Below are 24,349 nucleotides of genomic sequence, written 5' to 3'. Positions count from 1 at the left end.
ATTCATAATTGACTCTGTTTTTGGAATCAAAGGCGTCCCAAAGCACCTCCCTGAAATTTCTACTCAGAGGCTCCTTCGGGGGATTGAGAGGTAACGATCCGACGTAGACCGCTGACGTGGGCAGTTCTCAGGTAGTGCCCTTGGGGGTTTTGGGTTTGCGGGGCCGCGGAGTCCATTTCTTTGCAAGCTGGTTAAGCCGCTCGACGATCCTGTCGGCCTTGGGATCGTCGGGATCAAACGAGCCACCCGACCAGCGGATCATGTCCTCGTGTTGCTCGTGGCCGGGATCAGCGAGGGCTTCGAGGAACTCTTCGTAGCCCCAAGCGCCGCCGACGTCCTCGGGCGGACAGGCGCCGGTGGCCTTGAGAAGCCGTGGGTAGAGCACGCCGGGGGTGGCATCGTTGACCCCCTCGACCCGGATGCTGTGGTCCCAGTCGTCGCCGAAGTCATAAATATATTGGACCGTCCTGACGCCGGTCCCCTCGAGCACCTTCTCCAGCGTCGTTTTCTTTGCGGGCAACGGGCCATCATAGAACCCATCCGGATCTGGTATGCCCCAACCAGCATCGCCGGCACGGAACTCATAGAGATGGGTATCGGTCCAGCCCATAGCTGCCTGCATAACCTCATGCAGCCAGTCGAGCCTGATCTTCAGCGGCACCTCGATATGGCGCATAGGCAGAGGATCAACGTCGTTCAGGATGATCCGCAGGCGGGCGATCAGGGTCATGCAGCTATCCTTTTCTCGGCCGGGGGCCAGTTCCAGGGCAATAGATCCGGCACACGGGATGCCGTCGTGCCGGGCAGCCGGGCGAGGACATCGGCCAGCCAGGCTTGGGGATCGGCATCGTTCATCTTGGCAGTGACGATCAGGGAATACATGAACGCGGCGCGGCCGCCGCCGCGCTCGGACCCGGCGAAGAGCCAGGGCTTCCGGCCGGGAGAAACGCCCCGCAGGGCCCGTTCGGCCGCATTGTTCGTCAGGCAAATACGGCCATCGTCAAGGAAGCGGCTGAAGGCCGCCCATCGGTCCTTGGTGAACATGTAGCTGATCGCCTTGGCAACTGGGTTATGCTTCGACATCCTGTCGCGCTCCGTGCGCATCCAGTCGTGCAATGCCTCGACCAGAGGGCGGGACAGCCGTTGCCGGATGGCGTGCCGTTCTTCGGTGGGCAGGCCATTGATGCCGCGCTCGATGTCGAAGACCGCGTCGATCCGGGCCACCGCCTCCAGCGCCACGGGCGAGATGTCATGGGCAGGCTTGCCCCTGCGGATTATTCCTTTGATGTCGGCGAGCTCAAAGAATTTGCGCCGGGCATGGCTCCAGCAATGAGCCGGTGAAGGCGCCACTGGTTCGAGCCCACCGGCGAATGCGCTGCTGACTGGCGCCGGATCGCGTCCGGCGCGGTAGAGGTCGTTGTAGCCGCCATAGGCATCCGCTGCCCGGCAGGCGCATGGCACTGCCATGCTGCCGAGAGGGGCTTGCAGGATGCCCTGCCACCCGGCGAGGTGCCGGTTCGGGTTGACCATTCCGCGGTCACGGGAGAAGTGGAACAGAGCGGCAGGTGGAGCGCCGCCGCCAAAGGGGCGTTCGCCATGGGTCGCGAACGCATGGCGAACGCCAGCAGGTTCGGCCCGGCCCAGCCGCGGGGCGTGGGATGGAAGGGCGCCGGGGGCTGGCTGATCTTCTCGCAAGCCCGGCAGGTGAACTTCTCACGGACCGTCTGGATCACTTTCCATTGCCGCGGGATCACCTCCAGCGTCTCGGCAATGTCCTCCCCCATCTTCACGATGCGATCTGAGCCGCAGCAGGAACAGGCGGTGGGGGCCTCGACCACCACACGTTCACGCGGCAGATGGTTCGGAAAGGGCTTGCGTGCCGGGCGGCGGCGTTCGAAGCCGGCCACGGCCGCGGCCTTCGTCAGCCTCATTGCCGCGGTCTCATCCTCGGCGGCCGCAGTTTCGAGCTCCTCGAGCTGCATCTCCATCTGGTCGATCAAGCGGGCACGCCGTTCCGAGCTGTGGCCATATTGTTCGCGCCGGAGTTTGGCGATCTCGAGCCGGAGATGCTTGATCATCGCCTCGGAGGTCGAGACCGCCGCCCGGACCTGCGCAAGTTCAGTCTGGGCAGCTTCGGCACGTGCTTCCGATGCCGCAAGTGCGGCGCGCAATCCGGCAATCCCGGTAGCGGCCTCTGGCATGGCCGAGACCTACCACGTGCGCACCGCAAAACCTATGGAAACAGGGCTGATGAGACCAGTTTATCCCGCCTTTGCAGGGCGTTGTGTCCAGCGCGGATTACGCCAGCCGATCCCCCCCCAGCAGGTATCCGAGCTGGGCAGCGGAGATCTGCACCGCTTCGCCGGTCCCGCTGACCGGCCAGATGAACTTCCCCGCTTCCAGCCGTTTGGTGTAGAGCGACATGCCGACGCCATCATGCCAAAGCAGTTTGACCAGGTCGCCCTTGCGCCCCCGGAAGCAGAAGATCTCACCCGCATGCGGGTCGCGCCCAAGACCCTGCTGAACTGTCAGAGCCAGGGTGTTCATGCCGCGCCGCATGTGGGTCACTCCGCCTGCGATCCAAACGCATACCCCCGCCGGGAAGGCGATCATCGCCCCTCCAGCACCGGAAGAAGCCGGGCCAGCATCTCGGGGTCCACTGTGGAGGGGACAAGGAGCCGGCGCCCGTTCCTCAGCACGATCTCGAGTTGGACATCGCCGGCTCCAGACTGTGCGACTGGTGCTGGCGCGGGCGACCCAGGCGAAAGCGTCAACGGGATAAATGCCGGTGAGGTCTCGTCGCCAGGTTCCCCGTCCCGGTATTGCCGCCGCCATATCGTCAAAAGAGAGCGCGATACACCATGCCGCCGGGCTGTCGCTGCCACCTTGCTATGCCCCGCAAAGCTTTCCTCCACGATCCGGATTTTATCCGCATCGCTCCAGTGCCGCCGGCGCGGAGCGTCAGCGGCGGAAAGGACTTCAATCTCGGGTCTGAACTTATGGTCGGCCATAAGGTCGGACTTATCACCAGCACCGTGATCTCGTCAGACGGCCTCCGCCGGAAGCATACATTGAGAGAGCGGATTGGTGAAGTTGGCGGTACAAAAAACTGCGAAGATCAGCGGGCGTATTTCCGTTAGGTTAAGTCCTTCAAGCAGATCTACCGCGAGTTTCAAGTTTCCGCGCGAGACGCGATAGATTGTGCATGACGCCCAATCGGACGGACCTGCACTCCCGCTTCCGGTTCGGAGAAAGGTCGGACCGAGAACCAGCTCGGCGTGATCCGGCGCCGGTTCTTCGTGTCTCGGTTAGAATTCAATTCTTATGGCGAGCTGAAGGCCCGGCTGAAAGCCCGCTGACTGGCCTATTTCCTGGCGCAACCGCATCTGGAGCTGCAAGGCAGAACGGTCCGGAATAGCGCACCAGCCTTGTTCCGTATGTCAGCCCGGTGTGATCAGGGCCTCTGCCGACCGATTGGACTGCTGGCAGTAAGGGCGTATTGTCGGCAGCCGCGCGCGCCTTCGGACCCGGCAAATCACTCTGCGACCCGCGACACTGTTTTCCTGTTTCAGCCCGAGATCCTGGGACATTGCGCAACGGAGCGCCGTTCAAGAATTGGGAACTGCCTACCGCGGTCAGACGCGGTCAGTGCAAACTGGAACGTCGGCCCTATGCTGACATACAAATGGCAGACATCCTTGGGGCCATCCTGGCTGATCGGCTGGCGGTCGTAGAAGCCGTCTGTGCCGGGGCACTTATCAATGGCATCTCACATTTTCCCAAAACAGGCAGGCTACAGTTCCCCAGTATTGCGGTTTTGGTTGTCAGCCGGTTCAGTGACTTGCAGCTCCGTTTTTTGGTGGACGGCCGCGCCGTTTGGCGGCGGCGGTGTGATGGGTGCGTTTGTGCGGGTGTGTTCAGGTATCAGATCGATGTGGCCGCGCAGGCGGTAGCTGGCGCCTTCGATCTGGATGACGGCGGCGTGATGCAACAGCCGATCCAATAGCGCTGTGGCCACGACGGGGTCGCCGAAGGCATCACCCCATCCGGCAAAGCCTCGGTTGGATGCCAGGATCATAGCCCCCTTTTCGCAACGGGCATTCACCAGTTAGAAGAACAGATTTGCACCGCCCTGGGCAATGGGCAGGTACCCGATTTCATCCAGGATCAAGAGCAATGGCCTTGCATAGAAGCGGATCTTGTCGTCCAGACGCCCCTCACGCTCAGCCTTGACCAGGGCCTCGATTAGCTCGGCCAATGTTGCACGATGGACCTGCTTTCCAGCCTTCACAGCCGCTACGCCCAGTGCCGTCGCCAGATGGGACTTGCCGGTACCAGGCGGGTCCAGGAAGTGGACGGTCCCGGCGTGGCGAATGAAGTCCAGCTGCGCCAGCGCGGTAATCCGTTCCCGATCAAGCGAGGGCTGGAAGGTGAAGTCAAAAACTTCCAGTGTTTTGATCGGCATCAGCTTGGCGGTCTTCAGTGCGACATCAATCCGGCGGGTTTCTCGGGTGGCGTATTCCTCGCTGAGAAGTGCATCCAGTGCCTCGATCCCTGAGATCTCGCCTTGTTCCAGCTTCTGCATCGTGTGGTCCAGCGCTTCGAGTGCGCGTGGCATCTTCAGGCCGACAAGTGCGCCCCGGATCCGGTCGAGTGTTGCGGTCATTGCACGCCTCCTGCGGCCAGCCGCTGACCGACCGCATCATAGAACGCGAGTGAGCGCTGCGGTACGCCCTTCGACCTTTGCGCTATGGTGCGTGGCGGCGGAGATTTGCGATGCGCGGGGTCAACCCGGCGCCGATTGCGCCCTTCCAGCACCGGGTGGCGAGCAATGCAGATGCCATCTTCGAAGACGCGGATCTCGTCGACGTGGTTCTGCACTTCGACCGTGCGCCTGCGAGTGGTGTCCGGCACCGAGTAGTAATTGCCATCGACTGAGACCATGCCTTCATGGCTGACCCGCCGTTCAACCGTCAGAACAGCGCTGTAGGGAATGGCGGGCAGCGATTTGAGCGCAGGTTTCTCCTCTGCAAAAGCTTCGTCAACGACCCGACTCGTGGTTGCGTGCACCCGGGGATTGGCGATCTCGCACCGCCATGCGTCGAACTGGGCGTTGAGATCGTCGATATTGCGGAACGTCCGAGCCAAGAAGAAGTCCTGCCTGATGTATCGGAACGGACGCTCAACCTTGCCTTTGGTTTGCGCTCGGTATGGTTTGCAGGCCCGTGGCGCTGCGCCGTAATGGTTCAAAAGGGCAACGAGCGAGCTGTTATACGTGACGACGCCAGCGCTATCCTCGCCAATCACGGCGGTCTTCATTCGGTCATAGAGGACCTCCTCCGGTGCCCCACCCATTTCCCCAAAGGCAGCGATGTGGCACCGCAGAACCGTCTGCAAGTTCTGGCTGGACGCAAACCGGCCCCAGAGCCGGCGCGAGTGACCAAGAACGAGCCTGCAAAGCCAGACTTTCCGGGTCATACCAGGCTCGTCTTTGAACTCCACCTTGAACTCGGCAAAGCCCACCTGCGCCTGACGACCGGGCGGTGTCTCAAACCGCTGCGCAAAACCGCGAAGATAAACAACGATGATGCGCAGGCATGGCTCACCTGGGTTCTGGCTCAGATTGCGGATCAAAAGATCACACCCATGAACGAACTGGTGCCATGGTGGTACGCTGCTATCGCAGCGTCGCAGGGAGCACCGGAACCGCGCCAAAGCGCCTTTGCCGGGCGGTTACTTCTGATTTGCGGCGCAGGCACCTGCATCCGGAACGACCGGTGCGGACCGGTCCTTGACGTCGTTGATCTGGTCGCAGACTGGATGCTGGAGCACGCGGAGAACGCCAGGTGCAAATCGCGGACCTGATCTTCCGCCCAGACTTCCTGATCCTGGATTAGCATTAATACCTGCCCATCGCCCGGATCGGCGGGCAGCTGCTGTTCCACCTGATCAGCAAGTACTATGTGCGCAACTCCATCACCGTCACAACCAACCTCGGTTTCGGTGAAAGCCAAGTGTTTTCGGCGACGCCAAGAGGGCAAGGCCAGTATTAGTTTTAGTGCTTGCAACTTTCATGTTGCAATACCCACGAAACTTGCGCGGATGAGCCCCCTTCTCCACCCAAACGAAACCGTGCAACAGCATGGGTCCTTGTCCAGAACTGCGTGTCCAGCCCGCATATCGCGATACAAAAAAGCCCTGGCCGCTGCAAGCTGGGCCAGGGCTCTTCTCCGCGTCTGCTCATGCTGATCTAACGGACAACAAACTCTGCATGCAATGCACCGGCCGCTTTCAGGCTTTTGAGAATATCGATCATGTCCCGCGGCGACACCCCCAAGGCATTCAAACCTGCCACGACTTCGGACAGCGAAGTTGTCTCCGGCACTTCGGCAAGTTGGACGCCCTCTTCTTCCTCAATAGCTGCACCGGTGCGCGGAACGACAACCGTTTCACCATTTGCGAAGGGATTAGGCTGCACCACCAGCGGCGTCTCTTCGATCCGCAAAGTAAGGTTCCCTTGAGCCACCGCAACGCGGGAAATCCGCACATCGCTGCCCATCACAATCGTTCCGGAACGCTGATCCACAACTACCCGCGCCTTGCGCTGAGGTTCAACCAGTATGTTCTCGATCCGGCCCACGGCGTGAGCCGTCGAACGGGTGTTTGTGCGCTTGATATCAATCTCGACCGTTCCGGAATCCCGCATCAGGGCAACGTTGCGGCCAAACTCATCGTTGATCGCCCGTTCAATCCGGCCGGCTGTGGTGAAATCCGGCTCCCGCAAGGCCAGGCGCATGGAGCTAAGAGAGGACAGATCAAAGCCGATCTCACGTTCGACCCGGGCGCCCGAAGGGATCACACCGGCCGTTGGCACCCCTTGGGTTACCGTGGCCGCGTTGCCTTCAGCAACCGCTCCACCCGCCAGAATTGTACCTTGGGAGACAGCATAAATCTGCCCGTCCGCTGCATTGAGCGGTGTCATGATCAGGGTGCCACCCAAGAGGCTCTTGGAGTCACCGATGGCTGACACCGTTACATCAATGGTGCTTCCTACCCGGGCAAAAGGCGGCAGCGTGGCGGTTACAAAGACCGCAGCAACGTTTTTTGGCCGGAACTGCTCACCGGTCACATTGACACCTAGCCGCTCCAGGATGTTGGACATGATTTCTTCGGTAAACGGCGAATTTCGCAGCCCGTCACCGGTGCCATCCAAGCCAACGACCAGGCCGTAACCGACCAGATCGTTGCCGCGGACGCCATCAAATTCAACCAGATCTTTGAGACGGATGGTATTTGCCTGCGCCATTGCAGGCATAAGGATCAGGCAAGCGATAAGGAGGCGAAGAAATACCAGCATCAGAGATAATTCAACAGTGAGAGCTGTGAGCTGCGCGAAGTGATTGTATAAAGACCTTCAAGCTGTGTTTGTGCTTCTTCCAGCCGTGTATAGGTTTCATAGGGATCAGCTGAGACCAGATTGTTTTTAACAATGCTCAAGCTGGTTTTCGAAGCCTCATTGCGGGTATTCACCGCTTCAAGCTGGCCTTCGATAAAGCCAACATCCGCTTGCAACTGAATCAGCTTGTCCACGCTGTCTGTAAGCTCGCTGCTGGCTTGGCGGACAAGGTCGACTTTCACATCATCCGTCAAACCGAGACTGGGTTCATCTGCTAATGCTGTAATGACGTAACTCTGCAGCGCATGTTTGAGATTGTCATCATCAGCGCGGATGCCCAGTGTTACCTGTTCACCCTCGCCAACAGTGACAGGCTGCAGCGAAGTGGTGGAACCGCTGTACATGACAGTGTCGAATCCAGCTGGATCATCAAACCAATCCTTCACGGCCTGAATGACGTCATTGCTTGTCGTCAGCCCGGAGACCTCAGTGAGGATAGCACTCATTAGGGTACCGGTATCGTTGAGCGGTTTAGTATCGGTCGCGGTCCCGGCAAAGATTGTACGTCCACCGGCAGATGCGTTCAAAAGATTGATTGCACTGGACATTCTTTGCTTGGCTTGGCTTCCGAACTGCTCAGCGTTGTCCACGTCAATTGCGGGTGACAATGTCAGGATGTCATTCCGCATCGCTTGCACCTGGCTTTGCACCTTATCAAGGCTGCCCTGCGTCGTGGTGGCAAACAGCTGCACTTCGCCATTGGCGACCATATAACTGTCGAGCCGGTTCAAGGTGTTTTCGAGATCCGCCAGATAGGTAAAGTCACCACCCAGACGTTCGGTCAGGTTAGACGACTTACCGGTCGCAAACTCTTCGGAGAGCGTGGTTATATTCTGCTGCAATTCCGCATTGCGGCTGCGGAGAAAGAGGTGCTGCGCCATATCACCATAGGAATTCAAAATCATGCGTCAGATCCTCAATAGTGTATCCATAAGTTCGTCGACAACGGTGATCACCCGAGCATTGGCCTGGTAGTACTTTTCCACCAGCAACAGGTTCTGTAATTCAGCATCCGTATCGACGCCGAGCCCCAGTTCCGCTTGGCTCAATTCGTTGAAGCTGGCCGCCGCAAAGGTAGATGCGCGCGACGCTGTTTCATTGTCCTGTGCAAACCGCGACAGAAGGTTTGCACTCAGCGTCGAGGCTGTCATGTTCGCTGTGCCTAGCCCGACCGAAGATACAGTCCGGGTGGCGTTCAGCGTGTCGGAGTAAGCCTGCAGCAAGCTGGAATCACCTGGATCACCTTGACCTGCTGCATAAAGACCGTCGCGGAACCGCCATGTTTCCCCGGTCCCGTCCAAGGCCACCAGATCATTCAATTCAATGCGGTTAGAGATGCCAACGACGTTTGCCGGGTCATAGAATCCGCCATCATCCGTGAAGATTCCGGCGTCGGTGACGCCAATCGTGGCATCCAGAGCAGGATCCTGAAACCGCTCGATCAGATCGGCGGCCATTGTGTCAAGATCCTCTTGCGCTTCCACAGCAGTTACATCCCGGATTTCGAACTGGGCTGTAAGTTTGCCACCCCGAAGCGGTCCGTCCGGGCTGGTGTCAATCACCTTGCCGTTGACCTCAAGGCCGGAAATCAATGCATTGCCCAGTGTCATGTGCGGAAGGATATCCCGCGACGGAGTAAAGCTCAGCTCGGACGCCTTGCCATCCAACAGCATAACCCCGCCGGTTGAGTAGAGCGTCACTTGGCCATTATCGCGCCGGACAACATTGACTGGAATGATTTCATTGACCTGATCAATCAGTTGATCCCGCTGGTCATGCATCGCTACTGCATCCATGCCACCGGCTTCGACGACCATTATGCGGGCATTCAGTTTTTCGATTTCCTTAAGCGCCTGGTTCACGGTTTCAACCTGAGAACCGATCGCATTGTCCGCATTGATCCTAAGATCCCGCAACCCTTCAGCCGTGCGGGAAATCGAGTCGGCCAGCGAATTCGCCTTCACAGCCAAATCATTCAGCCTGGGCTGTGAATCCGGGCGTGAGACCGCCTCAATCAATGAAGACTCGAAATCCGATAGGTGCGAAGCCAGTGACATCTCGTCGTCAACTGTGCCAACCAGTTCGGACATCCGGCCGTAGAAATCAGACTGAATCCTGGACGCGCCGTAGTCTGCCTCGGCAACTCTGCGGTTAGTGATCAGAACCGGGTCGTTGATGCGCTGAACATGCCCGACCCGGACGCCGGGAACGCCAGCGCCGGGACTGTTCAGATCCAATACCCGGCGTGAGTAGCCAGGTGTCAGAGCGTTGGCTAGGTTTTCCGAAACCACTTGCGAGGACCGGCTGGCCGCGGTTAAACCACTCATCGCGCTGTTAAGGGCGGAATAAATAGACATGTTCAGCCTGCTTTCGTGAAGCCAATGTCAGGGGGCATCAAGCGCTTTAGCGCTTGATGTTGGTGGTTTCCTGCAACATTTCGTCAACAGTCTGGATTACTTTGGCGTTGGACGAATACGCACGCTGTGTCTGGATCATATCCGTCAGTTCGGTCGCCACATCCACAGCGGATTCTTCCTGGGCATAACCCAAAATCTCACCCGTCGGCCCGTCGCCGGCATCCCAAAGGTAAAAGTCCCCGGATTCATCGGTCGGCATGTAAGTTTGTGAATCCAGTGCCCGCATTCCGTTGACGTTGGAAACATCTGCCAAAGGAACTTTATAAATAACCTTGGTATCGCCGGAGTCATATTCTGCAATGACTTCACCGCTCTCGTTGATCTCAACCGAGACAAAGGAACCTACTGCATTGCCGTCTTTTGTAGTGGTGCCTGGAACAAATTCATCGCCAAGCTGGCTCATACCGGTGTTGCCGCCGATGGCGCCAATGTTAATCTCAACCGGTCCGCCTGCGACGTTAATAGTCACCGAACCAGCGGTCGCGTCATACGCACCGCCTGTAACGGTTGCCACGCTCGCCAGAGAACCGCCCGTGGTGCTGCTGTCATCGAAGGTCAGCGTGTATTCACCGATATTGGCCGCGCCTGTCGCGGAATCGACAATTTCCATCGTCCATTCATTGGTACCGGACGTCGCCGGCGGTGTTGCAACATTCGGCGTGTAGGTGATTGTCAGCTCTTCAGCGTTGCCCATATTGTCGTAATACAGGACTACTTGCTCAAGCGGGTCGCCTGATGCCCCGACATCGGTTTCATCAGCAGGCAGGTTGGCTGTCAGGCTGATTTCCGTGGTGGGTTCTGCCGACAGGCGATTCAGATCGACATGGATAGGTTCCAGGGCATCGTCTGTATCACGTGCCGCATCCGGGACGCTGCCATCTGCAAGTGCAGGCCAGCCCATCAGCACCAGACCGGATTCGGTTGAAAGATACCCGTTGGAATCTGTGCGGAAAGATCCTGTGGTGGTTAGCATCATAGACGGGTTTGCGCCCGCCTCCACTTCGGTAATTGAAGCGACAGGCAGCATTCCACGACCGCGCACTGCAATATCTGTGGCATTGTTGGTTGACACCAGGGGCCCACGCTCATCGATCAGGCGAACATTTGTCGTACGCACACCACCAGCCGAATAGGTGCCGCCTGAATTCGACAAGACCATGGAATGGAAATCTGTTTGAACTCTCTTGTACCCGCGGGTCGAAGAGTTGGCGATGTTATCGGAAATGGAAGCCAACCGGCTGGCGTTGGCGCTCAATCCTGAAACACCCGCGTTCAGCGACGAAGAAATGGTCATAGCGCGCCTTTCTGCTGCATCTAATCATTCTGGATGCAACAGCTAGCGCAGGAGCGATTAACGGGCGGCTAACAGATAAAATATGAATTATCTGCTAGCCGCCTGCCGTAATGTTTTCAGTGACTTATTCGCGCAAAAGGATGATTTCGATCCGGTCATTGCGGGCTGCCATCGGGTTTCCGACCGCCAGCTTGCGGTCGGCATGGCCGGTCACCCGGTGAATCCGGCCTGTTGCCAGCCCACCCGATTCGAGCAGCGTGCGTGTTTTGTCGGCTCTGTCATGGGACAGCTCCCAAACCGGATTCTTTGCCAGTACAACCGGATGGGATCGGATGTGGCCACCAATGGCTACATTGCTGGTGACATTCTCTGACACCCGCGCAATCATCCTGACCAGATCCCGGAACAACGGCGTTGGCTCAGCCGCACCCTCTTTGAACAGCGGTATGTCTTCTGTGGCAAAAAGTTCAATGATCAGCCCTTCGTCAGTGACCCGGGTCACAATGTGGCGGGCCATCGCAACCGTCACCATGCTCTCGCCGCCGCGTCCAGACAACTGTTCTTCGATAGCGCGGAACTTGGAGTCTTCTTCCTCGCGCTTTTCGTTGGTCTCGACTCCGGTTTCTCCCTGCGCTTGCTGCGCGTCCATAGGATTGATGTCCGTTGCCCCGGTGCCTGATTGCGGCTGAATTTCCTCGGTGAACATACTGTCACCTTGAAACGCACCATTGCCACCGCCGGAAACCCGGCTTAGCGGAATTGACGGCGAGAAGTAATCCGCCAGACCCTTGCGTTGTTTTTCTGTCGTCGCGTTCAGCAGCCACATCAGCATAAAGAAGGCCATCATCGCGGTCACGAAGTCGGCATAAGCCACTTTCCACGCGCCGCCGTGATGACCATCGCCACCACCTGATTTTTTCTTCTTGATGATAATGGGCGCCACATTGCTTTGTGCGCTCATATCCACCACCACTATTTTCACCCATCCCCGGGATAACAGGCGGCGCGTTAAACCGGGCTTAACAATTAAATTTGCCGGCAGTTCTCCTTCTCAGCCACCGTCTGGTCCAGGCAGGCCGCACCAGCCTCCCTGCTGTAAATTCTGCATCTTAAAAACAACTTATCTTGACATCGAGAAATCTTATCGAAGGTTGATCGAGAGCAACCACCGGCAACAGGCTGAGGGCTAAGATCTCCTCAACACGGTAAATGGGACACGAAAAGGAGAACACTATGCTGACCCGCAGAGCCGCACTGATGGGGGCTGCAGGCGTAGCAGCGCTGCCCGTACTGGCCAAGGCCGCCAAGGCCGAAAGCACCACCGTCCACGAGGCTGCCGCACCGGTGGACCTGTCCAGTCTCCAGCGCATCAAGCGCCAACTGGTTGCGCCGCCCTTCGTGCATGAGCACGAACAGGTTGCACCGGGTGCGCCGCGCATCGTCGAATTCGAAATGACCATTGCCGAGAAGGAGATCGAAGTCGACCAGGGCGCCTATCTTCAGGGGATGACCTTTGACGGCTCCATCCCGGGTCCGATGATGGTTGTGCATGAGGGCGATTATGTCGAGCTGACCCTGATCAACCCTCCGGAAAACATGCTGCAGCACAACATTGACTTCCACGCGGCCACCGGTGCCCTGGGCGGCGGCGCGCTGACCCTGGTGAACCCGGGCGAGAAAACTGTGCTGCGCTTCAAGGCGACCCGGCCCGGCACCTTTGTCTACCATTGCGCACCGGGCGGCCCGATGATCCCATGGCACGTTGTGGCTGGCATGGCCGGCGCGATCATGGTTCTGCCGCGCGAAGGGCTTTCGGACCACAACGGCGATCCGGTCAGATATGACCGCGTCTACTATATCGGTGAAAATGAGTTTTACATCCCGAAGGACGGGAATGGCGACTACATCCGGTACGAAGATGTCGGCGAAAGCTACCCCGACACCTTGGAAGTCATGAATGGGCTTATTCCCAGCCATGTGGTGTTCAACGGCGCAGTTGGCGCGCTGACCGGCGAAACCGCGCTGAAGGCCAAACAGGGCGAGAAAGTCCTGTTTGTTCACAGCCAGGCCAACCGTGACAGCCGTCCGCACCTGATCGGCGGCCATGGCGACCTGGTCTGGGAAGCCGGCAAGTTCAACAACGTGCCGGACCGCGATCTGGAAACCTGGTTCATACGCGGCGGCTCTGCCGGGGCGGCGCTGTATGAATTCCTGCAGCCGGGGGTTTATGCCTACGTGAACCACAACCTGATCGAGGCGGTGAACCTCGGTGCGACCGCCCACGTAGTGGTCGAAGGCGAATGGAACAACGACCTGATGGAACAGGTGGTCGCCCCGACCGAATACTCCGGCTCCTGACCTTCGGCCGGATGGGAAACTGGATCGGGCGGCTGCATCACGCGGCCGCCCATATTTGTTTTCAAGGGAGCAGACCCATGAAAGCCGAACTCATCACTGCTGCCCTGGCTGCCGCGATCGGTATTCCCGGGCTGTGGCTTGCTACTCCGGAATCGGTGCTGCAGACCGAAACCGCCGCCATTGCCGCGGCCACGATCCGCTATCGGCCGATCGGCAATTTCCACCAGGGCGGCAAAAGCGTGGTTCCGCCAGAACAGATGCGGCAAGTGGCAGCGTTCGAGATCATGAAACATCAGGTCTCGCATGCCGAATATGCCGCCTGTGTGGCGGATGGCGGCTGCAAGCGGGCAGATGCAAACCCGGCAGATGGCAGCCTGCCGCAAACACACGTCAGCTGGCATGACGCCACCGCCTACGCGCAATGGTATTCAAAGAAGACCGGCCAGCCGTGGCGGTTGCCGGATGAGGCAGAATGGCAGCTGGCTGCGGCTGAAATCTTTGGCGATGCTTCGGTTGAAACGGATAGCACCGACCCGGCCCAGCGCTGGCTGCGCCAATACGCCCGCGGGGTGACACTGCGTGGCCAGCCAGGACCGGCACAGGACCCCAAAAGCGAACCCGGCACCAACAGCAATGGCCTCAGCGGCCTTGGCGGAAACATCTGGGAATGGACAGCCGGCTGCATGCAAAACGGCGAATTGCGCGAGGACGGCAGCCTCACGTTCGGTGCGCCCTATTGCAGCGCACGCATTACCGGCGGCCGACACCGGGCCGTGGTGATCGACTTCATCCGCGACGCCAGTGTAGGCGGCTGCGCGGTCGGACTGCCGCCGGACTACCTAGGGTTCCGGTTGGTGAAAGAAGGCTGACACAAACGAAAGCGAAATACTCCTGTGCCCAGCTGCACCGGAGCACCTTGGCGGCCTTGGGCATGGCAGCTGCGCTGCCAATTCTGCTGAGCCACAGTTCAAGGGAAATCCTGTCTTGAACAGCCACTTCGATTGCTGGCGTGGTGCAGGCCAGTGATGCAAGCGGTTGCGCTGCGCGATGCCAAGCAGTGAAGGGTATCCTTAGGATTCCCCGGGACAGGCTAGAGCACCCGGCTTCGGGATCAAGACGCCCGGCTGTAGCGCACCCCTTCAGGCACATGCGCATCAAAGCAGCTTGCGATAATCCGGGTCAGCGGCCGGCCTTCGGGCAGGATCTTCAGTGCCGCATCATCCAATTGCACCAGATCTCCGAACCGCGCCGCGATCCTTGCCAGATCCGCATCCAGCATCGCTGCAAGGCTTCCGAAACGCTGCCTAAGCTCTACCCGGTTCAGCCGGAATTCGCACATCAGCATCTCAATGGCGCGGCCGCGCAGCAAGTCTTCATCGCTCATCACATGCCCGCGGGCGCCGGTCAAATGCCCTGCCTCGACCCTCTGCACATACGCAGGCGTGGCCGCTGCGTTCTGGATATAGCCGCCGGTAAATCGGGAAATCGACGATGCACCGAATCCGATCAGCGTCGGGCAGGTGTCATCGGTGTAGCCTTGGAAGTTGCGGCGCAGATGCCCGGTGCGGGCTGCCACCTCAAGCCCGTCGCCGGGCTTGGCGAAATGGTCAATGCCAATGGCGGCAAAGCCCGCCTCGGCGAATTTTTCGGCCGACAGCCCGGCCAGATGATAGCGCGCCTGATCGTCCGGCAGCGTCTCTTCCTTGATCAGTTTCTGCCGCTTCGCCACCCAAGGCACATGCGCATAGCCAAACAGCGCCAACCGGTCCGGCTTCAAACTCAGCACCTTCTCCACCGTATCCGCCATCCGTTCCGGTGTCTGATGCGGCAGCCCGTAAACCAGATCGGCGTTCAACGAGGTGATCCCCGCCGCGCGCAAATCCTCAACACACGCCTTGGTCACTTCGAACGGCTGTTCGCGTCCGATCGCCTGCTGGACCAGCGGGTCAAAATCCTGAATGCCGATGCTGGCGCGGTTCATGCCCTCCGCCGCCAGTGCCGCGATCTTGTCCCGGTCCACCATGGTCGGGTCGATCTCCACCGAGAACTCCCAGTCATCAGTCTGCGGGAACACCGCCTTTACAGCCTGCGCCAGCCGATGAATAAACGCCGGCGGCAAAATGGTCGGCGTACCGCCCCCCCAGTGCATCCGCCCCATCCGCAGTCCCTTGGGAAGCAAAGGCGCCACTTGCTTCAGCTCTTGCTCCAGCGTTCCAATATAGCTTTCCACCGGGCTCAGCGTCTGAGTGCCTTGTGTGCGGCAGGCGCAAAACCAGCACAGACGCTCGCAGAAAGGGATGTGCAGATAGACGGAAACCGGCACATCCGGATCCAGCGCCTGCAATTCGCGGGCCTGATCCGCGGCGCCGACGGCTGCAGTAAACACCGGCGCGGTTGGGTAAGATGTGTAGCGGGGCACCCGGCTGTCGAACAGCCCAAGGGCTTGGAGGTGGTCAATCTGTTTCATGACTTTGCTATGCCCCTTTTCCAGCCGCGCCACTTTGCGCAGGATCAAACCAGAAATCATTTTGACGCCCGCAGCGACGTCAGAGACGCTTCTTCAACACTCTGATTTAAATCGAAAAAAATAAATCCCCGATTTTTTCGGGAATTCGGCGCCTGCGTGTATTTTCCGTTTGACGCCCCTCTCGAACCGGCTTATACGCCGGTTCCACGACACCTGCCCAGGTGGCGGAATTGGTAGACGCGCTAGCTTCAGGTGCTAGTGTCCGTATGGACGTGGAGGTTCGAGTCCTCTCCTGGGCACCATATCCCCCGAATATGTGAACTCTGCACTTGGCAACAGCAGGTATCCATCTGCTCCGGCAAGAAGGCACCCGCCGTTTCCGGCAGGCACAACGGCAGGTTTCAGGCCGCCGTGTATTGCGGAGCCGTCGCCAGGAACCGGCCATAAGCACTGGCATCCGGCGGTGCAAATTGCTCAACCACCAGGTTGAACCGCTTCCACTGAGTCGCCCCCATATCCATCAGCAGTTCGTCAAAATGCTTAAAATGGAACGGCGCCGAGCACAGGCCGCCATAGATCTGCGCGGCAGGCCGCTCCTTGCGGCGCCAATCAAGCATCATCCGGATATTACTCTCCATTTCCGACCGCGTGGGCTGGCGTGCCAGCTTGCCGTCGGCATAGCGGACCAGCCAGTTCGCCACCATCTCCGCCGATAGGATCGTGCAGAAGCTGGAGTTGAAACCAACAAATCCCATCTCCGGCAAGTCCGGGTTCACCGACAGCCGGTAGGTCCGGTACTGGCCATCAGCCTCGATCAGCTTGTCCAAATGCCGCTGGGCCAGATAGGGGATGCCGAGCTTCCAGCCCACCGCCGAGATCACCAGGTCAGCGCCGATTCTTTCGCCGTTTTCCAGCACCGCCTCATCGCCCTCATACCGCGAAATCGTTGTGCGCCTCGGAATAATCGAGCCGCTTTGGAAACTTTCAAACAGACCTGGCGTCACAATCGGAACCGAACAGGATACATCCTTTTCGATCGGCATTTCGGGCACCATGTCCCATTTCTTCAACCCCAGCTGAAGCTTCAAAAGCGTCTCCAACCCACGAAAATTGATCCAAATCAACGGTTTCGCCAGACTATAGATTGCCTTGTGCAGCCAGCTGCGGCCCCAACCGTTAAACTGCACCTCCTGCGCACGCATATAAAGCAGCTTCTTAAAGTTGATGCCGCCGACGAAATACGGAACCCGCCAGACATTCTGCCGATAAACAAGATGCACTTGCCGCGCACCATTCTGCACAGCATTCACAGCCACATCGGTGGCAGACTTTGAACCGCCCAGCACGACCACCCTCTTGCCGCGTGCATGGCCTGGGTCGAGATACTCCGAGGAATGCATCACTTCCCCGCCCTGCTCTGTGAAAGCGTCCTGCCCGGGATGGGTCAGGATGTTCCTCTCCGAAAACTGGCCGGTGCAGACCACGGCAAAATCCACATCCCGCACATTGGTTTCACCACCCAATTCTGTCACCAGCCGCCAGCCCGGCTGCCCGTCCGGCCGCCGGTCCATTTCCAGCACGTTTGTGCTCAGTTGAAACAGGTGGTGCAAATCATGCTTGCTGGCATAGGAATGCAGATAGGCATGCACCTGCGGTCCCTTGGGCCACTCCGGATACTCTTGCGGCATCGGGTGGTCGGTATAGCAGTAAAGTTCCTTGGGTGACTGCGTCTGGACCCCCGGATAAGAGCGCGACGGCTCCCACACTCCGCCCAGGTCATGGCTGCGCTCAAACCCCAGAACCTGATGCCCCTTTTCTGCAAAGGCCTTGGCAGCCGCCAGTCCGCTTACTCCGCCGCCGATCACGGCAACCGTTTTGCGTTTTACCATGTCCCGCTCCTTCACTCCGCCGGGGGCGGCAGAAAGTCGACCTCATGCAGCGCCGAAAGCCGCACCAGTTCTTCCGGATCGGTCACACCGTCCAGCACGCAAAACAATTCATACAGCTTACCGGAAGGCGCGACGCCAAACACGCAAGAGGACGAAGCGCCTGAGCGATTGAAGATGCCATGCGCTACGCCCATCGGCATCCGCACGGTATCTCCTGGCCCGGCCCGATGGACAATACCGTCAAATTCCACCTCCAGCGCGCCCTCCAGCAGAGTGATCCACTCGTCCTGCGCGGGATGGATATGCGGCGGCACAAATGTGCCATCCGGAATCAGCGCGTGCCAGATGAATGCGTTCTCGCTATGCAGCTTGGGCGTATAGGTGTGACCAACTACGTTCCAGGACAGGCCCTCCAGCCCGTCGGCCGCCTTGGTTATTCCCTGATCCAAAGCCATGCTTTTCTCCCTTTTGTCTCTGCCTTCCAGCCTAGGGGCGGCCCCGCAAAAGGATTATCCAAAATGCGCAAAAATAGCGCAGGCTGCCACAGTTGCCTGATCGGGCAACCGTGTTAGGCTGAACTAATGACCACACAACAGGTATCAACCAGGCGCGAGCCCTTGCGCGCGTGGCGGCAATTCCACAGCAGCGATATTGATGAAGCGCGCTCGCTTGTCGCGCAAAAATTCTGCGATCACCGGCTGGAACCGGCAGGGCAGGCCCGAAGCTTTGGCACCCGCCACAACCATGTCTGCGGACAGAGCCTCTCTCTAAATTACCTCAGCTATGGATCCACCGTGCAGATTGACCCCGGCGAGCTGCAGGATTTCTATCTGGTGCAGATACCCATCGACGGCCAGGCGCAGGTGAATAACGGCGCAGAAACCGAGGTTTCGGACTGCCGCATGGCCACTGTGCTGAATCCGACACGGGCCACACGGATGACCTGGCATGCAGATTGCCGGATGCTGCTTTTGCAGATCGACCGGAAAGCGTTGCATGAAACCGCGGAACGCGCTGCCGGGCTTGCTTTGGCCGAAGCCGTGATTTTCAACATTGCAGTTCCCGTTTCGGCAGGGCCTTTGCACCGTTGGGCATGTCAATTTGCCGCCTGTGTCCACGCCACCGACGCGCAGGCAGGGTTCGGTACCTGGAGCCCTCTACAGCAAAGATTGATCGAAGAGCAGCTGATCCTGGGATTCCTGACCCATCAGCAAAGCAACATCCGCCATCTTCTGTCGCCGCGAGCAGCGGCCGGCAGCAGCCAACAAGTCCGACGTGCGCGGGACTTCCTTCACGCGCATGCAGAAGATCCCTTAACCGTCTTAGAAATAGCTGCCGAGGCAGGATGCAGCATCCGCACCCTGCAAACCGGGTTCCGTCAGGCCTATGGTTTAACGCCGGTGGCGTATCTGCGCGATTTGCGGTTGGATCTGGCTCACTATCTGCTGTTGTCCCGGCCCCCTGAAACGCCGGTCAGCAGCATTGCATATGACTGCGGCTTTTCTCACTTAGGCCGGTTTTCCCAGCTCTACCGCGACCGGTTTGGCGAGCTGCCCAGCACCACCTGCGCTGCCCGAGGGAAACCAGAAAAACCCGCAGGATCCCCACTTGCACGGCATTCAAGCAGTGTTTAAACGGGTAGCACTGTTTTCAGTGGCAGGCAGAAAACAGCGCCGGTGTAGCTCAGCTGGTAGAGCACGTCATTCGTAATGATGGGGTCGTAGGTTCGAGTCCTATCACCGGCACCAAAAATCCTCCGCTGCCCGCACTGCAAATTGGCATAAGGCAACAATGCCCACCCAGGTACACGGGAACTCCTTCGCAAAGTACATGTGCAACACTTCCCCAGCGCCTTGGTATAGGAACTAGCAATCTATGTTCGCGACGTGGGAAGGATACACGTGCCGCATTGTAATATAACCGATACCGACGTCACACACCTAATTTGACCGACTGGTGACAAGCCCCTTCAACAGTGAGGGCCAGGCTTTGTATTGTCTATATTTCTTGCCATCACTGATCGTCATGCTCACAAGCCGCTCCGACTTGTGCACTAGTCCGAAATTTCACAGCTACCCGTCTTAGCTTCTGTACCACGCGGCCGCGATCAATGATGCGCGGGTTTTGCCAGGCAGGCTGGTCCATTTTCATTTGACGCTGCCTGCGACTCCGCTTATACGCCGGTCCCACGACACCTGCCCAGGTGGCGGAATTGGTAGACGCGCTAGCTTCAGGTGCTAGTGTCCGTATGGACGTGGAGGTTCGAGTCCTCTCCTGGGCACCATTGTCAAGCCCAAAAACCCTCGAAAACTTCGGTTCTCGAGGGTTTTTTGTTTGCGGCGCTAGAAGTTGCCACACAAACTGCCCCGCAGAGTGCGAAACCAGGCTCTTCGTCCACATGGCAGACACTGACCTCCTCCATACATACTCCTGCTCAATTAACTCATGGCGCCAAAGTCCATGCGCGGGCTGGTTTCCGGCTATCACGACATGCACCGACTTCCTTCCGGCAAAATCAAAACCGGAGGCAATATGAAACCGTCTATCTCAGGCCTGAAGCAGGCCTTTGACTTCATGATCCAAGTCGTTTCGGAGCGTTCAGATGGGGAGGGTTACGTGCCTATAGTTCTCCACCTTAAACAGCAGACTGCAGCGCACGAAAGCACAGAAACAGAGTATGAACGCATCCGCCAGCTGGCGCGAAAGAACGCCGCTTGAGGAATGCAGAACCAGCTATGTGTTGTCCTCATTCAGCCCACTTAAAGCCCGTGGTACATTCTCCTATCCGCAAACAGTCTGACAGCATGGCAGAGTGGCTTCCTGCCGAAGCTTCAAGGAGCCCTAATCCGAGATCCGACGCCACCTGCTCGAAAGCGACGTGGTCGAAGCCATCATCGCTCTGCCCCAAGAGATATTCTTCCGCACCGGCATCGGCACTTACACCTGGATTCTCTCAAACAAGAAGCCCGAACATCGCCAAGGCAAGGTCCAGCTAATCAATGCCACCGAGATGTTCGAGCCGCTGCGCAAATCAGAGGGAAACAAACGCCGCCGCGTCAGTGAGCAGGACACCCGCGATATCGTCTGCCTCTACTCGGAATACGGTTCGAGCGACGACCGCAAAAAGAGCAAGGTCTTCGATTATCAGTCATCCGGTTATCGCCGAGTCCGTGTCCCGCGCCCCCCCTGCGCAAGAAGATGGTCATTTCGCAGGAGGGCTTCACCAAGCTCGAAGACGAGAAGGCCTGGCAGAAGAGCTCTAATGCTGAGCGCGCGGCCTGTGACGTCGCGAGCTTCGGTATTCAGGCCGCCCAAGCCCTTTTGGTTGATCAGTACTTTCTGAACCCAAGGGGCGGGGAAAGCCAAGGTAATCCCCCCATTTTTGCGAGGGCTTGGTCGTAGAATTTTACGCGGCCAATCTTAGTTTCTGTGCAGGTGTCATTCCACCCACTTTCCGACGCCCGCCCTTGCCTCAGATCCGGTTTCCCAAGCCTGCAGGTAGACGCATTCGTATTTCAGCGGCCGCCATAGCCGTTCCACGAAGATGTTATCAAGGAACCGGCCTTTACCGTCCATCGAGATGCGCACGCCAGCCCGGTGCAGCCGGTCTGTCCAGGCGAAGGAGGTGAATTGCGAGCCCTGATCGGTGTTCATGATGCCGGGCGGGCCGAAGCGGTGGATTGCCTCGTTCAGCGCCTCGACGCAGAAGCCGGCTTCCAGCGTATTCGAGATGCGCCAGGCCAGCACCTTGCGCGTGTGCCAGTCAATGACCGCCACCAAATACAGGAACCCCTTGCGCATCCATTGCCCGGCAGGCGATTGCGAAGCAATCCGCCGAGAGGGGCAGGTAGGTGATGCCGGCCGCGCAGACCGCGCAACAGATAGGGGTATGTCTTGTGTCCCTTTGCCGCCTTGCTGATGTTGGGCTTCTGATAGACCGGCATCAGGCCCATGAGCCGCATCAAACGGCGGATGCGTTTCTCGTTCACCAGATGGCCTTCGCTCCGCAGGTGCCAGGTCATTTGGCGAACACCGAAGAACGGTGTTTCCAGGAACTGCTCATCGATTTGCCGCATCAGCATCAGGTTCAGAGCCGTTTCGCCCTTGGGCGTGTAATAGAACGACGGCCGCGGGATCGACAGCAGCCTGCATTGCTTGCCGGTAGACAGCTCAGGATTGGCAGGTTCGACCATTTTGCGCCTCACTTGCCGATCCGCGGCTTGCGCTTTCGTGGCAAAAAATCGTTGGCAACTGCCAGCTCCCCGATCTTGGCGTGCAGTTCTTTACCCTGCTCTTCGTCGATCTCCGGGCCTTTCTTGCTGCCACGCTCGAACACACCGGATGCCCCTCCAGTATGCCTCCGCGCGACAACCGGGCTTCCCAGTCCTTTTGAAGGCTCTCTTCTTTAGCGCGAAGCGCGCCATAGCCTCGTCGTAGTCCTGGGTTCCCAGAGTCTGATTGATTTCTCGCCGTGTCTCAACTTCAGCGAACTTCACTGGCACTCGGAACCGCATGTAATATACCCGACCACGGCGCTCTACACCGTCAATGCAAGTGTTCTCGGTTGCAATCATTCTGCCCCACAGGGGCTTTTCCACGACCTGCCGCCTTCCGGTCCGGAAGCGGCGTTTTCCGCAGTGAATGTGGGTAAACACGCTCGACCACGGAAATCACTCCTCGTGATCAGTGGTGCTTCTCCTGAGCACCATTTCACCAGACATGTGCATTCAGTTGTTTCCCTGTGCCGTGTGTGAAAATTTGCTTCTTCCCGCGTAAACCAGCTTGCCCTGCTGCAGTTGAGTTTGGCCGCCAAAGCGCCTATCTCCACTCCAGCACCTGTGGGCGCGTTGATCAGCAAAAGGGAATTCCAGTGGCCAACCACCTGTACAAGAACGACCTGCCCGACGGGCTGGATCTCGGTCCCGTTGTCGCAATTGACTGCGAGACCATGGGGCTGAATCCGCACCGTGACCGGCTCTGCGTGATTCAGATGTCGGGTGGTGACGGCAATGCCCACATCGTGCAGGTCGAAAAGGGCCAGACCGCGGCCCCCAACCTGTGCCGGATGCTGGAAGATCCGAATGTGCTGAAGCTGTTCCATTTCGGCCGTTTCGATATTGCTGCGATGCACCACGCCTTTGGCGCCCTCGCCGCACCGGTTTATTGCACCAAGATCGCCAGCCGCCTGGTCCGCACTTATACAGACCGGCACGGGTTGAAGAACCTGACCCAGGAACTTTTGGCCGTCGACATATCCAAACAGCAGCAGATGAGCGACTGGGGCGCAGAGGAACTGACCGAAGCACAGCTTGAGTATGCCGCCTCCGACGTGCTCCACCTGCACAAGCTGCGTAAGGCGCTGGACAAGCGCCTGGCCCGCGAGAGCCGCACCGAAATGGCGCAAGCCTGCTTTGACTTCCTCCCCATGCGTGCCAAGCTGGACCTGGCCGGCTGGCCCGAAATCGACATCTTTGCCCACTCATGACTGACACAGAAAAACTCCTCGTCACCGCACGGCAGGTGATCACCGATGAAGCCAGGGCGCTGGACACCCTGGCCGAAGGCCTGGACGAACGCTTTGCCGAAGCGGTGCAGCTGATACTGCAGGCCAAGGGCCGCATCATCGTCAGCGGCATCGGTAAGTCCGGTCATATCGGCCACAAGATCGCTGCCACCCTGGCCTCCACCGGTACGCCAGCCTATTTCGTGCACCCGGCAGAGGCCAGCCATGGGGATCTGGGAATGCTCTCCGAAGGCGATGTGGTGCTGGCGATCTCCAACTCAGGCGAGGCGCCGGAGCTGGCCAATCTGCTGGTTTTCACCCGCCGCTTCGGCATTCCCCTCATTGGCCTGTCGAGTAAGATGGACAGCACCCTGATGAAGCAAGCGGATGTGCACCTGCAAATCCCCTCGCTGGGCGAGGCCTGCGGATTTGGCATGGTGCCCTCAATTTCAACCACCCTGACACTGGCAATGGGCGATGCGTTGGCTATTGCACTGATGAAACACCGGGATTTCCGCCCGGAAAACTTCCGCGACTTCCACCCAGGCGGAAAACTGGGGGCGCAGCTCAGCAAGGTGCGCGACCTGATGCACGCTGGCGACGCCCTGCCGCTTGTCACTGAGGACACGCCGATGTCAGATGCGCTGATCGAAATCAGCCAGAAGGGATTTGGAGTGGCAGGTGTGGCTGCCGCAGACGGATCCTTGGCCGGCATCATAACAGACGGCGATTTGCGCCGCCACATGGACGGCCTGCTGGACAAGTCTTCCGCCGAGGTCATGACCGCAAACCCTGCTTCAATCGCCCCTGGAGCCATGGCCCAGGAGGCCGTCGCCGTGATGAACCAGCGCAAGATCACCTGCTTGTTCGTGGTTGATCCGGACAATGGCGGCAAGGCTGAGGGCCTGTTGCACATCCACGATTGCCTGCGCGCAGGCCTGGGCTGACGCAAGGCCGGGGGAGCA

Annotated in this window: 23 protein-coding genes, 3 tRNA genes and 5 pseudogenes; 13 read left to right on the top strand and 18 right to left on the bottom strand. The window is 58.8% G+C overall.

The features are described 5' to 3' along the window. Nucleotides 1-127 precede the first annotated feature (127 nt). From AQUI_RS0108130 to istA, 6 genes and pseudogenes are all read right to left on the bottom strand, one after another. A complete protein-coding gene (locus tag AQUI_RS0108130) occupies nucleotides 128-730 on the bottom strand; it encodes a plasmid pRiA4b ORF-3 family protein (RefSeq protein WP_027257073.1) in 603 nt (200 codons plus the stop codon). After that, nucleotides 727-2,201, bottom strand: a pseudogene (tnpC, locus tag AQUI_RS29825) (IS66 family transposase). The gene AQUI_RS0108130 and the pseudogene tnpC overlap by 4 nt, the downstream one beginning before the upstream one ends. A gap of 97 nt (nucleotides 2,202-2,298) precedes the next feature. Next, nucleotides 2,299-2,613 (bottom strand): IS66 family insertion sequence element accessory protein TnpB, encoded by a 315-nt coding sequence (gene tnpB, locus AQUI_RS27450; protein WP_084294328.1) that lies wholly within the window; start codon nucleotides 2,611-2,613, stop codon nucleotides 2,299-2,301. Further along, entirely contained in the window at nucleotides 2,610-3,011 is a 402-nt protein-coding gene (gene tnpA, locus AQUI_RS0108115) for an IS66-like element accessory protein TnpA (RefSeq protein WP_027257072.1), read from the bottom strand. Before tnpA ends, tnpB begins: the two co-directional genes overlap by 4 nt. Before the next feature lie 782 nt (nucleotides 3,012-3,793). Continuing rightward, a pseudogene (istB, locus tag AQUI_RS27445) lies at nucleotides 3,794-4,585 on the bottom strand (IS21-like element helper ATPase IstB). Nucleotides 4,586-4,662: 77 nt separating this feature from the next. Further along, nucleotides 4,663-5,559 (bottom strand): annotated as a pseudogene (gene istA, locus AQUI_RS27440) (IS21 family transposase); the annotation flags it as partial. Between istA and AQUI_RS32460 the strand changes: the two are divergent. From AQUI_RS32460 to AQUI_RS32620, 3 genes and pseudogenes are all read left to right on the top strand, one after another. After that, nucleotides 5,524-5,619 (top strand): annotated as a pseudogene (locus AQUI_RS32460) (hypothetical protein); the annotation flags it as partial. The pseudogenes istA and AQUI_RS32460 overlap by 36 nt on opposite strands. A 27-nt stretch (nucleotides 5,620-5,646) precedes the next feature. Then, nucleotides 5,647-5,865, top strand: coding sequence for a hypothetical protein (locus AQUI_RS32455; RefSeq protein WP_051371848.1), 219 nt, complete (start codon nucleotides 5,647-5,649; stop codon nucleotides 5,863-5,865). Between the two features lie 41 nt (nucleotides 5,866-5,906). After that, nucleotides 5,907-6,053 (top strand): hypothetical protein, encoded by a 147-nt coding sequence (locus AQUI_RS32620; RefSeq protein ID WP_483805638.1) that lies wholly within the window; start codon nucleotides 5,907-5,909, stop codon nucleotides 6,051-6,053. Nucleotides 6,054-6,250: 197 nt separating this feature from the next. Here AQUI_RS32620 and AQUI_RS0108090 read toward each other — a convergent pair whose 3' ends face one another. The 5 genes from AQUI_RS0108090 to AQUI_RS0108070 form a co-directional block, all read right to left on the bottom strand. Further along, entirely contained in the window at nucleotides 6,251-7,357 is a 1,107-nt protein-coding gene (locus tag AQUI_RS0108090; RefSeq protein ID WP_027257070.1) for a flagellar basal body P-ring protein FlgI, read from the bottom strand. Further along, nucleotides 7,357-8,361, bottom strand: a complete 1,005-nt coding sequence (locus AQUI_RS0108085) for a flagellin (RefSeq protein WP_027257069.1) — start codon at nucleotides 8,359-8,361, stop codon at nucleotides 7,357-7,359. The genes AQUI_RS0108090 and AQUI_RS0108085 overlap by 1 nt, the downstream gene beginning before the upstream one ends. Nucleotides 8,362-8,364: 3 nt before the next feature. After that, entirely contained in the window at nucleotides 8,365-9,813 is a 1,449-nt protein-coding gene (flgK, locus tag AQUI_RS0108080; RefSeq protein WP_027257068.1) for a flagellar hook-associated protein FlgK, read from the bottom strand. 46 nt (nucleotides 9,814-9,859) lie between these two features. Further along, nucleotides 9,860-11,167: a flagellar hook protein FlgE gene (locus AQUI_RS0108075; RefSeq protein WP_027257067.1), complete on the bottom strand. Its 1,308-nt coding sequence runs from the start codon at nucleotides 11,165-11,167 to the stop codon at nucleotides 9,860-9,862. Nucleotides 11,168-11,291: 124 nt separating this feature from the next. Further along, complete coding sequence (locus AQUI_RS0108070; RefSeq protein WP_027257066.1) at nucleotides 11,292-12,128, bottom strand: flagellar motor protein MotB; 837 nt, start codon at nucleotides 12,126-12,128, stop codon at nucleotides 11,292-11,294. Nucleotides 12,129-12,400: 272 nt separating this feature from the next. Here AQUI_RS0108070 and nirK point away from each other — a divergent pair, with 272 nt between their 5' ends. Together nirK and AQUI_RS0108060 are read left to right on the top strand one after the other, a co-directional pair. Further along, nucleotides 12,401-13,525, top strand: coding sequence for a copper-containing nitrite reductase (nirK, locus tag AQUI_RS0108065; protein ID WP_027257065.1), 1,125 nt, complete (start codon nucleotides 12,401-12,403; stop codon nucleotides 13,523-13,525). Nucleotides 13,526-13,602: 77 nt separating this feature from the next. After that, nucleotides 13,603-14,394 (top strand): formylglycine-generating enzyme family protein, encoded by a 792-nt coding sequence (locus tag AQUI_RS0108060; RefSeq protein WP_027257064.1) that lies wholly within the window; start codon nucleotides 13,603-13,605, stop codon nucleotides 14,392-14,394. 242 nt (nucleotides 14,395-14,636) lie between these two features. Here the strand turns inward: AQUI_RS0108060 and hemN are convergent, their stop codons facing one another. Further along, nucleotides 14,637-15,992, bottom strand: coding sequence for an oxygen-independent coproporphyrinogen III oxidase (hemN, locus tag AQUI_RS0108055; protein ID WP_027257063.1), 1,356 nt, complete (start codon nucleotides 15,990-15,992; stop codon nucleotides 14,637-14,639). 215 nt (nucleotides 15,993-16,207) lie between these two features. On the opposite strand from hemN, the gene AQUI_RS0108050 reads away from it, so the two are divergent. Then, nucleotides 16,208-16,294, top strand: a tRNA-Leu gene (locus tag AQUI_RS0108050). 99 nt (nucleotides 16,295-16,393) lie between these two features. On the opposite strand, the gene AQUI_RS0108045 is transcribed toward AQUI_RS0108050, so the two are convergent. Together AQUI_RS0108045 and AQUI_RS0108040 are read right to left on the bottom strand one after the other, a co-directional pair. Continuing rightward, nucleotides 16,394-17,881, bottom strand: a complete 1,488-nt coding sequence (locus tag AQUI_RS0108045) for a flavin-containing monooxygenase (protein ID WP_027257062.1) — start codon at nucleotides 17,879-17,881, stop codon at nucleotides 16,394-16,396. Nucleotides 17,882-17,892: 11 nt separating this feature from the next. Beyond that, nucleotides 17,893-18,336, bottom strand: a complete 444-nt coding sequence (locus AQUI_RS0108040) for a cupin domain-containing protein (protein WP_027257061.1) — start codon at nucleotides 18,334-18,336, stop codon at nucleotides 17,893-17,895. A gap of 126 nt (nucleotides 18,337-18,462) precedes the next feature. Between AQUI_RS0108040 and AQUI_RS0108035 the strand changes: the two genes are divergently transcribed. From AQUI_RS0108035 to AQUI_RS29815, 5 genes are all read left to right on the top strand, one after another. Further along, nucleotides 18,463-19,515, top strand: a complete 1,053-nt coding sequence (locus tag AQUI_RS0108035; RefSeq protein WP_051371847.1) for an AraC family transcriptional regulator — start codon at nucleotides 18,463-18,465, stop codon at nucleotides 19,513-19,515. 38 nt (nucleotides 19,516-19,553) lie between these two features. Further along, nucleotides 19,554-19,629, top strand: a tRNA-Thr gene (locus tag AQUI_RS0108030). A 449-nt stretch (nucleotides 19,630-20,078) separates the two neighbouring features. Beyond that, a tRNA-Leu gene (locus AQUI_RS0108025) sits at nucleotides 20,079-20,165 on the top strand. A 176-nt stretch (nucleotides 20,166-20,341) separates the two neighbouring features. After that, the gene (locus AQUI_RS0108020) at nucleotides 20,342-20,599 is read left to right on the top strand and encodes a hypothetical protein (RefSeq protein WP_027257059.1); all 258 of its coding nucleotides are present in this window, start codon (nucleotides 20,342-20,344) and stop codon (nucleotides 20,597-20,599) included. A 160-nt stretch (nucleotides 20,600-20,759) separates the two neighbouring features. Continuing rightward, the gene (locus tag AQUI_RS29815; RefSeq protein WP_245596887.1) at nucleotides 20,760-21,224 is read left to right on the top strand and encodes an N-6 DNA methylase; all 465 of its coding nucleotides are present in this window, start codon (nucleotides 20,760-20,762) and stop codon (nucleotides 21,222-21,224) included. Between the two features lie 101 nt (nucleotides 21,225-21,325). Here AQUI_RS29815 and AQUI_RS29810 read toward each other — a convergent pair. The 4 genes and pseudogenes from AQUI_RS29810 to AQUI_RS32445 all read right to left on the bottom strand — a co-directional run. Next, nucleotides 21,326-21,682 (bottom strand): annotated as a pseudogene (locus AQUI_RS29810) (transposase); the annotation flags it as partial. Next, a complete protein-coding gene (locus AQUI_RS32450; RefSeq protein ID WP_425411834.1) occupies nucleotides 21,571-21,957 on the bottom strand; it encodes an IS3 family transposase in 387 nt (128 codons plus the stop codon). The pseudogene AQUI_RS29810 and the gene AQUI_RS32450, both read right to left, overlap by 112 nt. Nucleotides 21,958-22,082: 125 nt before the next feature. Next, nucleotides 22,083-22,217: a hypothetical protein gene (locus AQUI_RS32215; protein WP_281171996.1), complete on the bottom strand. Its 135-nt coding sequence runs from the start codon at nucleotides 22,215-22,217 to the stop codon at nucleotides 22,083-22,085. Continuing rightward, complete coding sequence (locus AQUI_RS32445; RefSeq protein WP_425411833.1) at nucleotides 22,165-22,455, bottom strand: DUF6538 domain-containing protein; 291 nt, start codon at nucleotides 22,453-22,455, stop codon at nucleotides 22,165-22,167. Before AQUI_RS32445 ends, AQUI_RS32215 begins: the two co-directional genes overlap by 53 nt. Before the next feature lie 296 nt (nucleotides 22,456-22,751). Here AQUI_RS32445 and AQUI_RS0108000 point away from each other — a divergent pair, with 296 nt between their 5' ends. Continuing rightward, entirely contained in the window at nucleotides 22,752-23,366 is a 615-nt protein-coding gene (locus tag AQUI_RS0108000) for a ribonuclease D (protein WP_027257057.1), read from the top strand. Further along, nucleotides 23,363-24,331: a KpsF/GutQ family sugar-phosphate isomerase gene (locus AQUI_RS0107995; RefSeq protein ID WP_027257056.1), complete on the top strand. Its 969-nt coding sequence runs from the start codon at nucleotides 23,363-23,365 to the stop codon at nucleotides 24,329-24,331. The genes AQUI_RS0108000 and AQUI_RS0107995 overlap by 4 nt, the downstream gene beginning before the upstream one ends. Nucleotides 24,332-24,349: the final 18 nt, after the last annotated feature.

It is taken from the genome of Leisingera aquimarina DSM 24565 (genome assembly GCF_000473165.1).
Lineage (GTDB): Bacteria > Pseudomonadota > Alphaproteobacteria > Rhodobacterales > Rhodobacteraceae > Leisingera > Leisingera aquimarina.
This window is presented reverse-complemented; position numbering and strand designations above follow the sequence as displayed.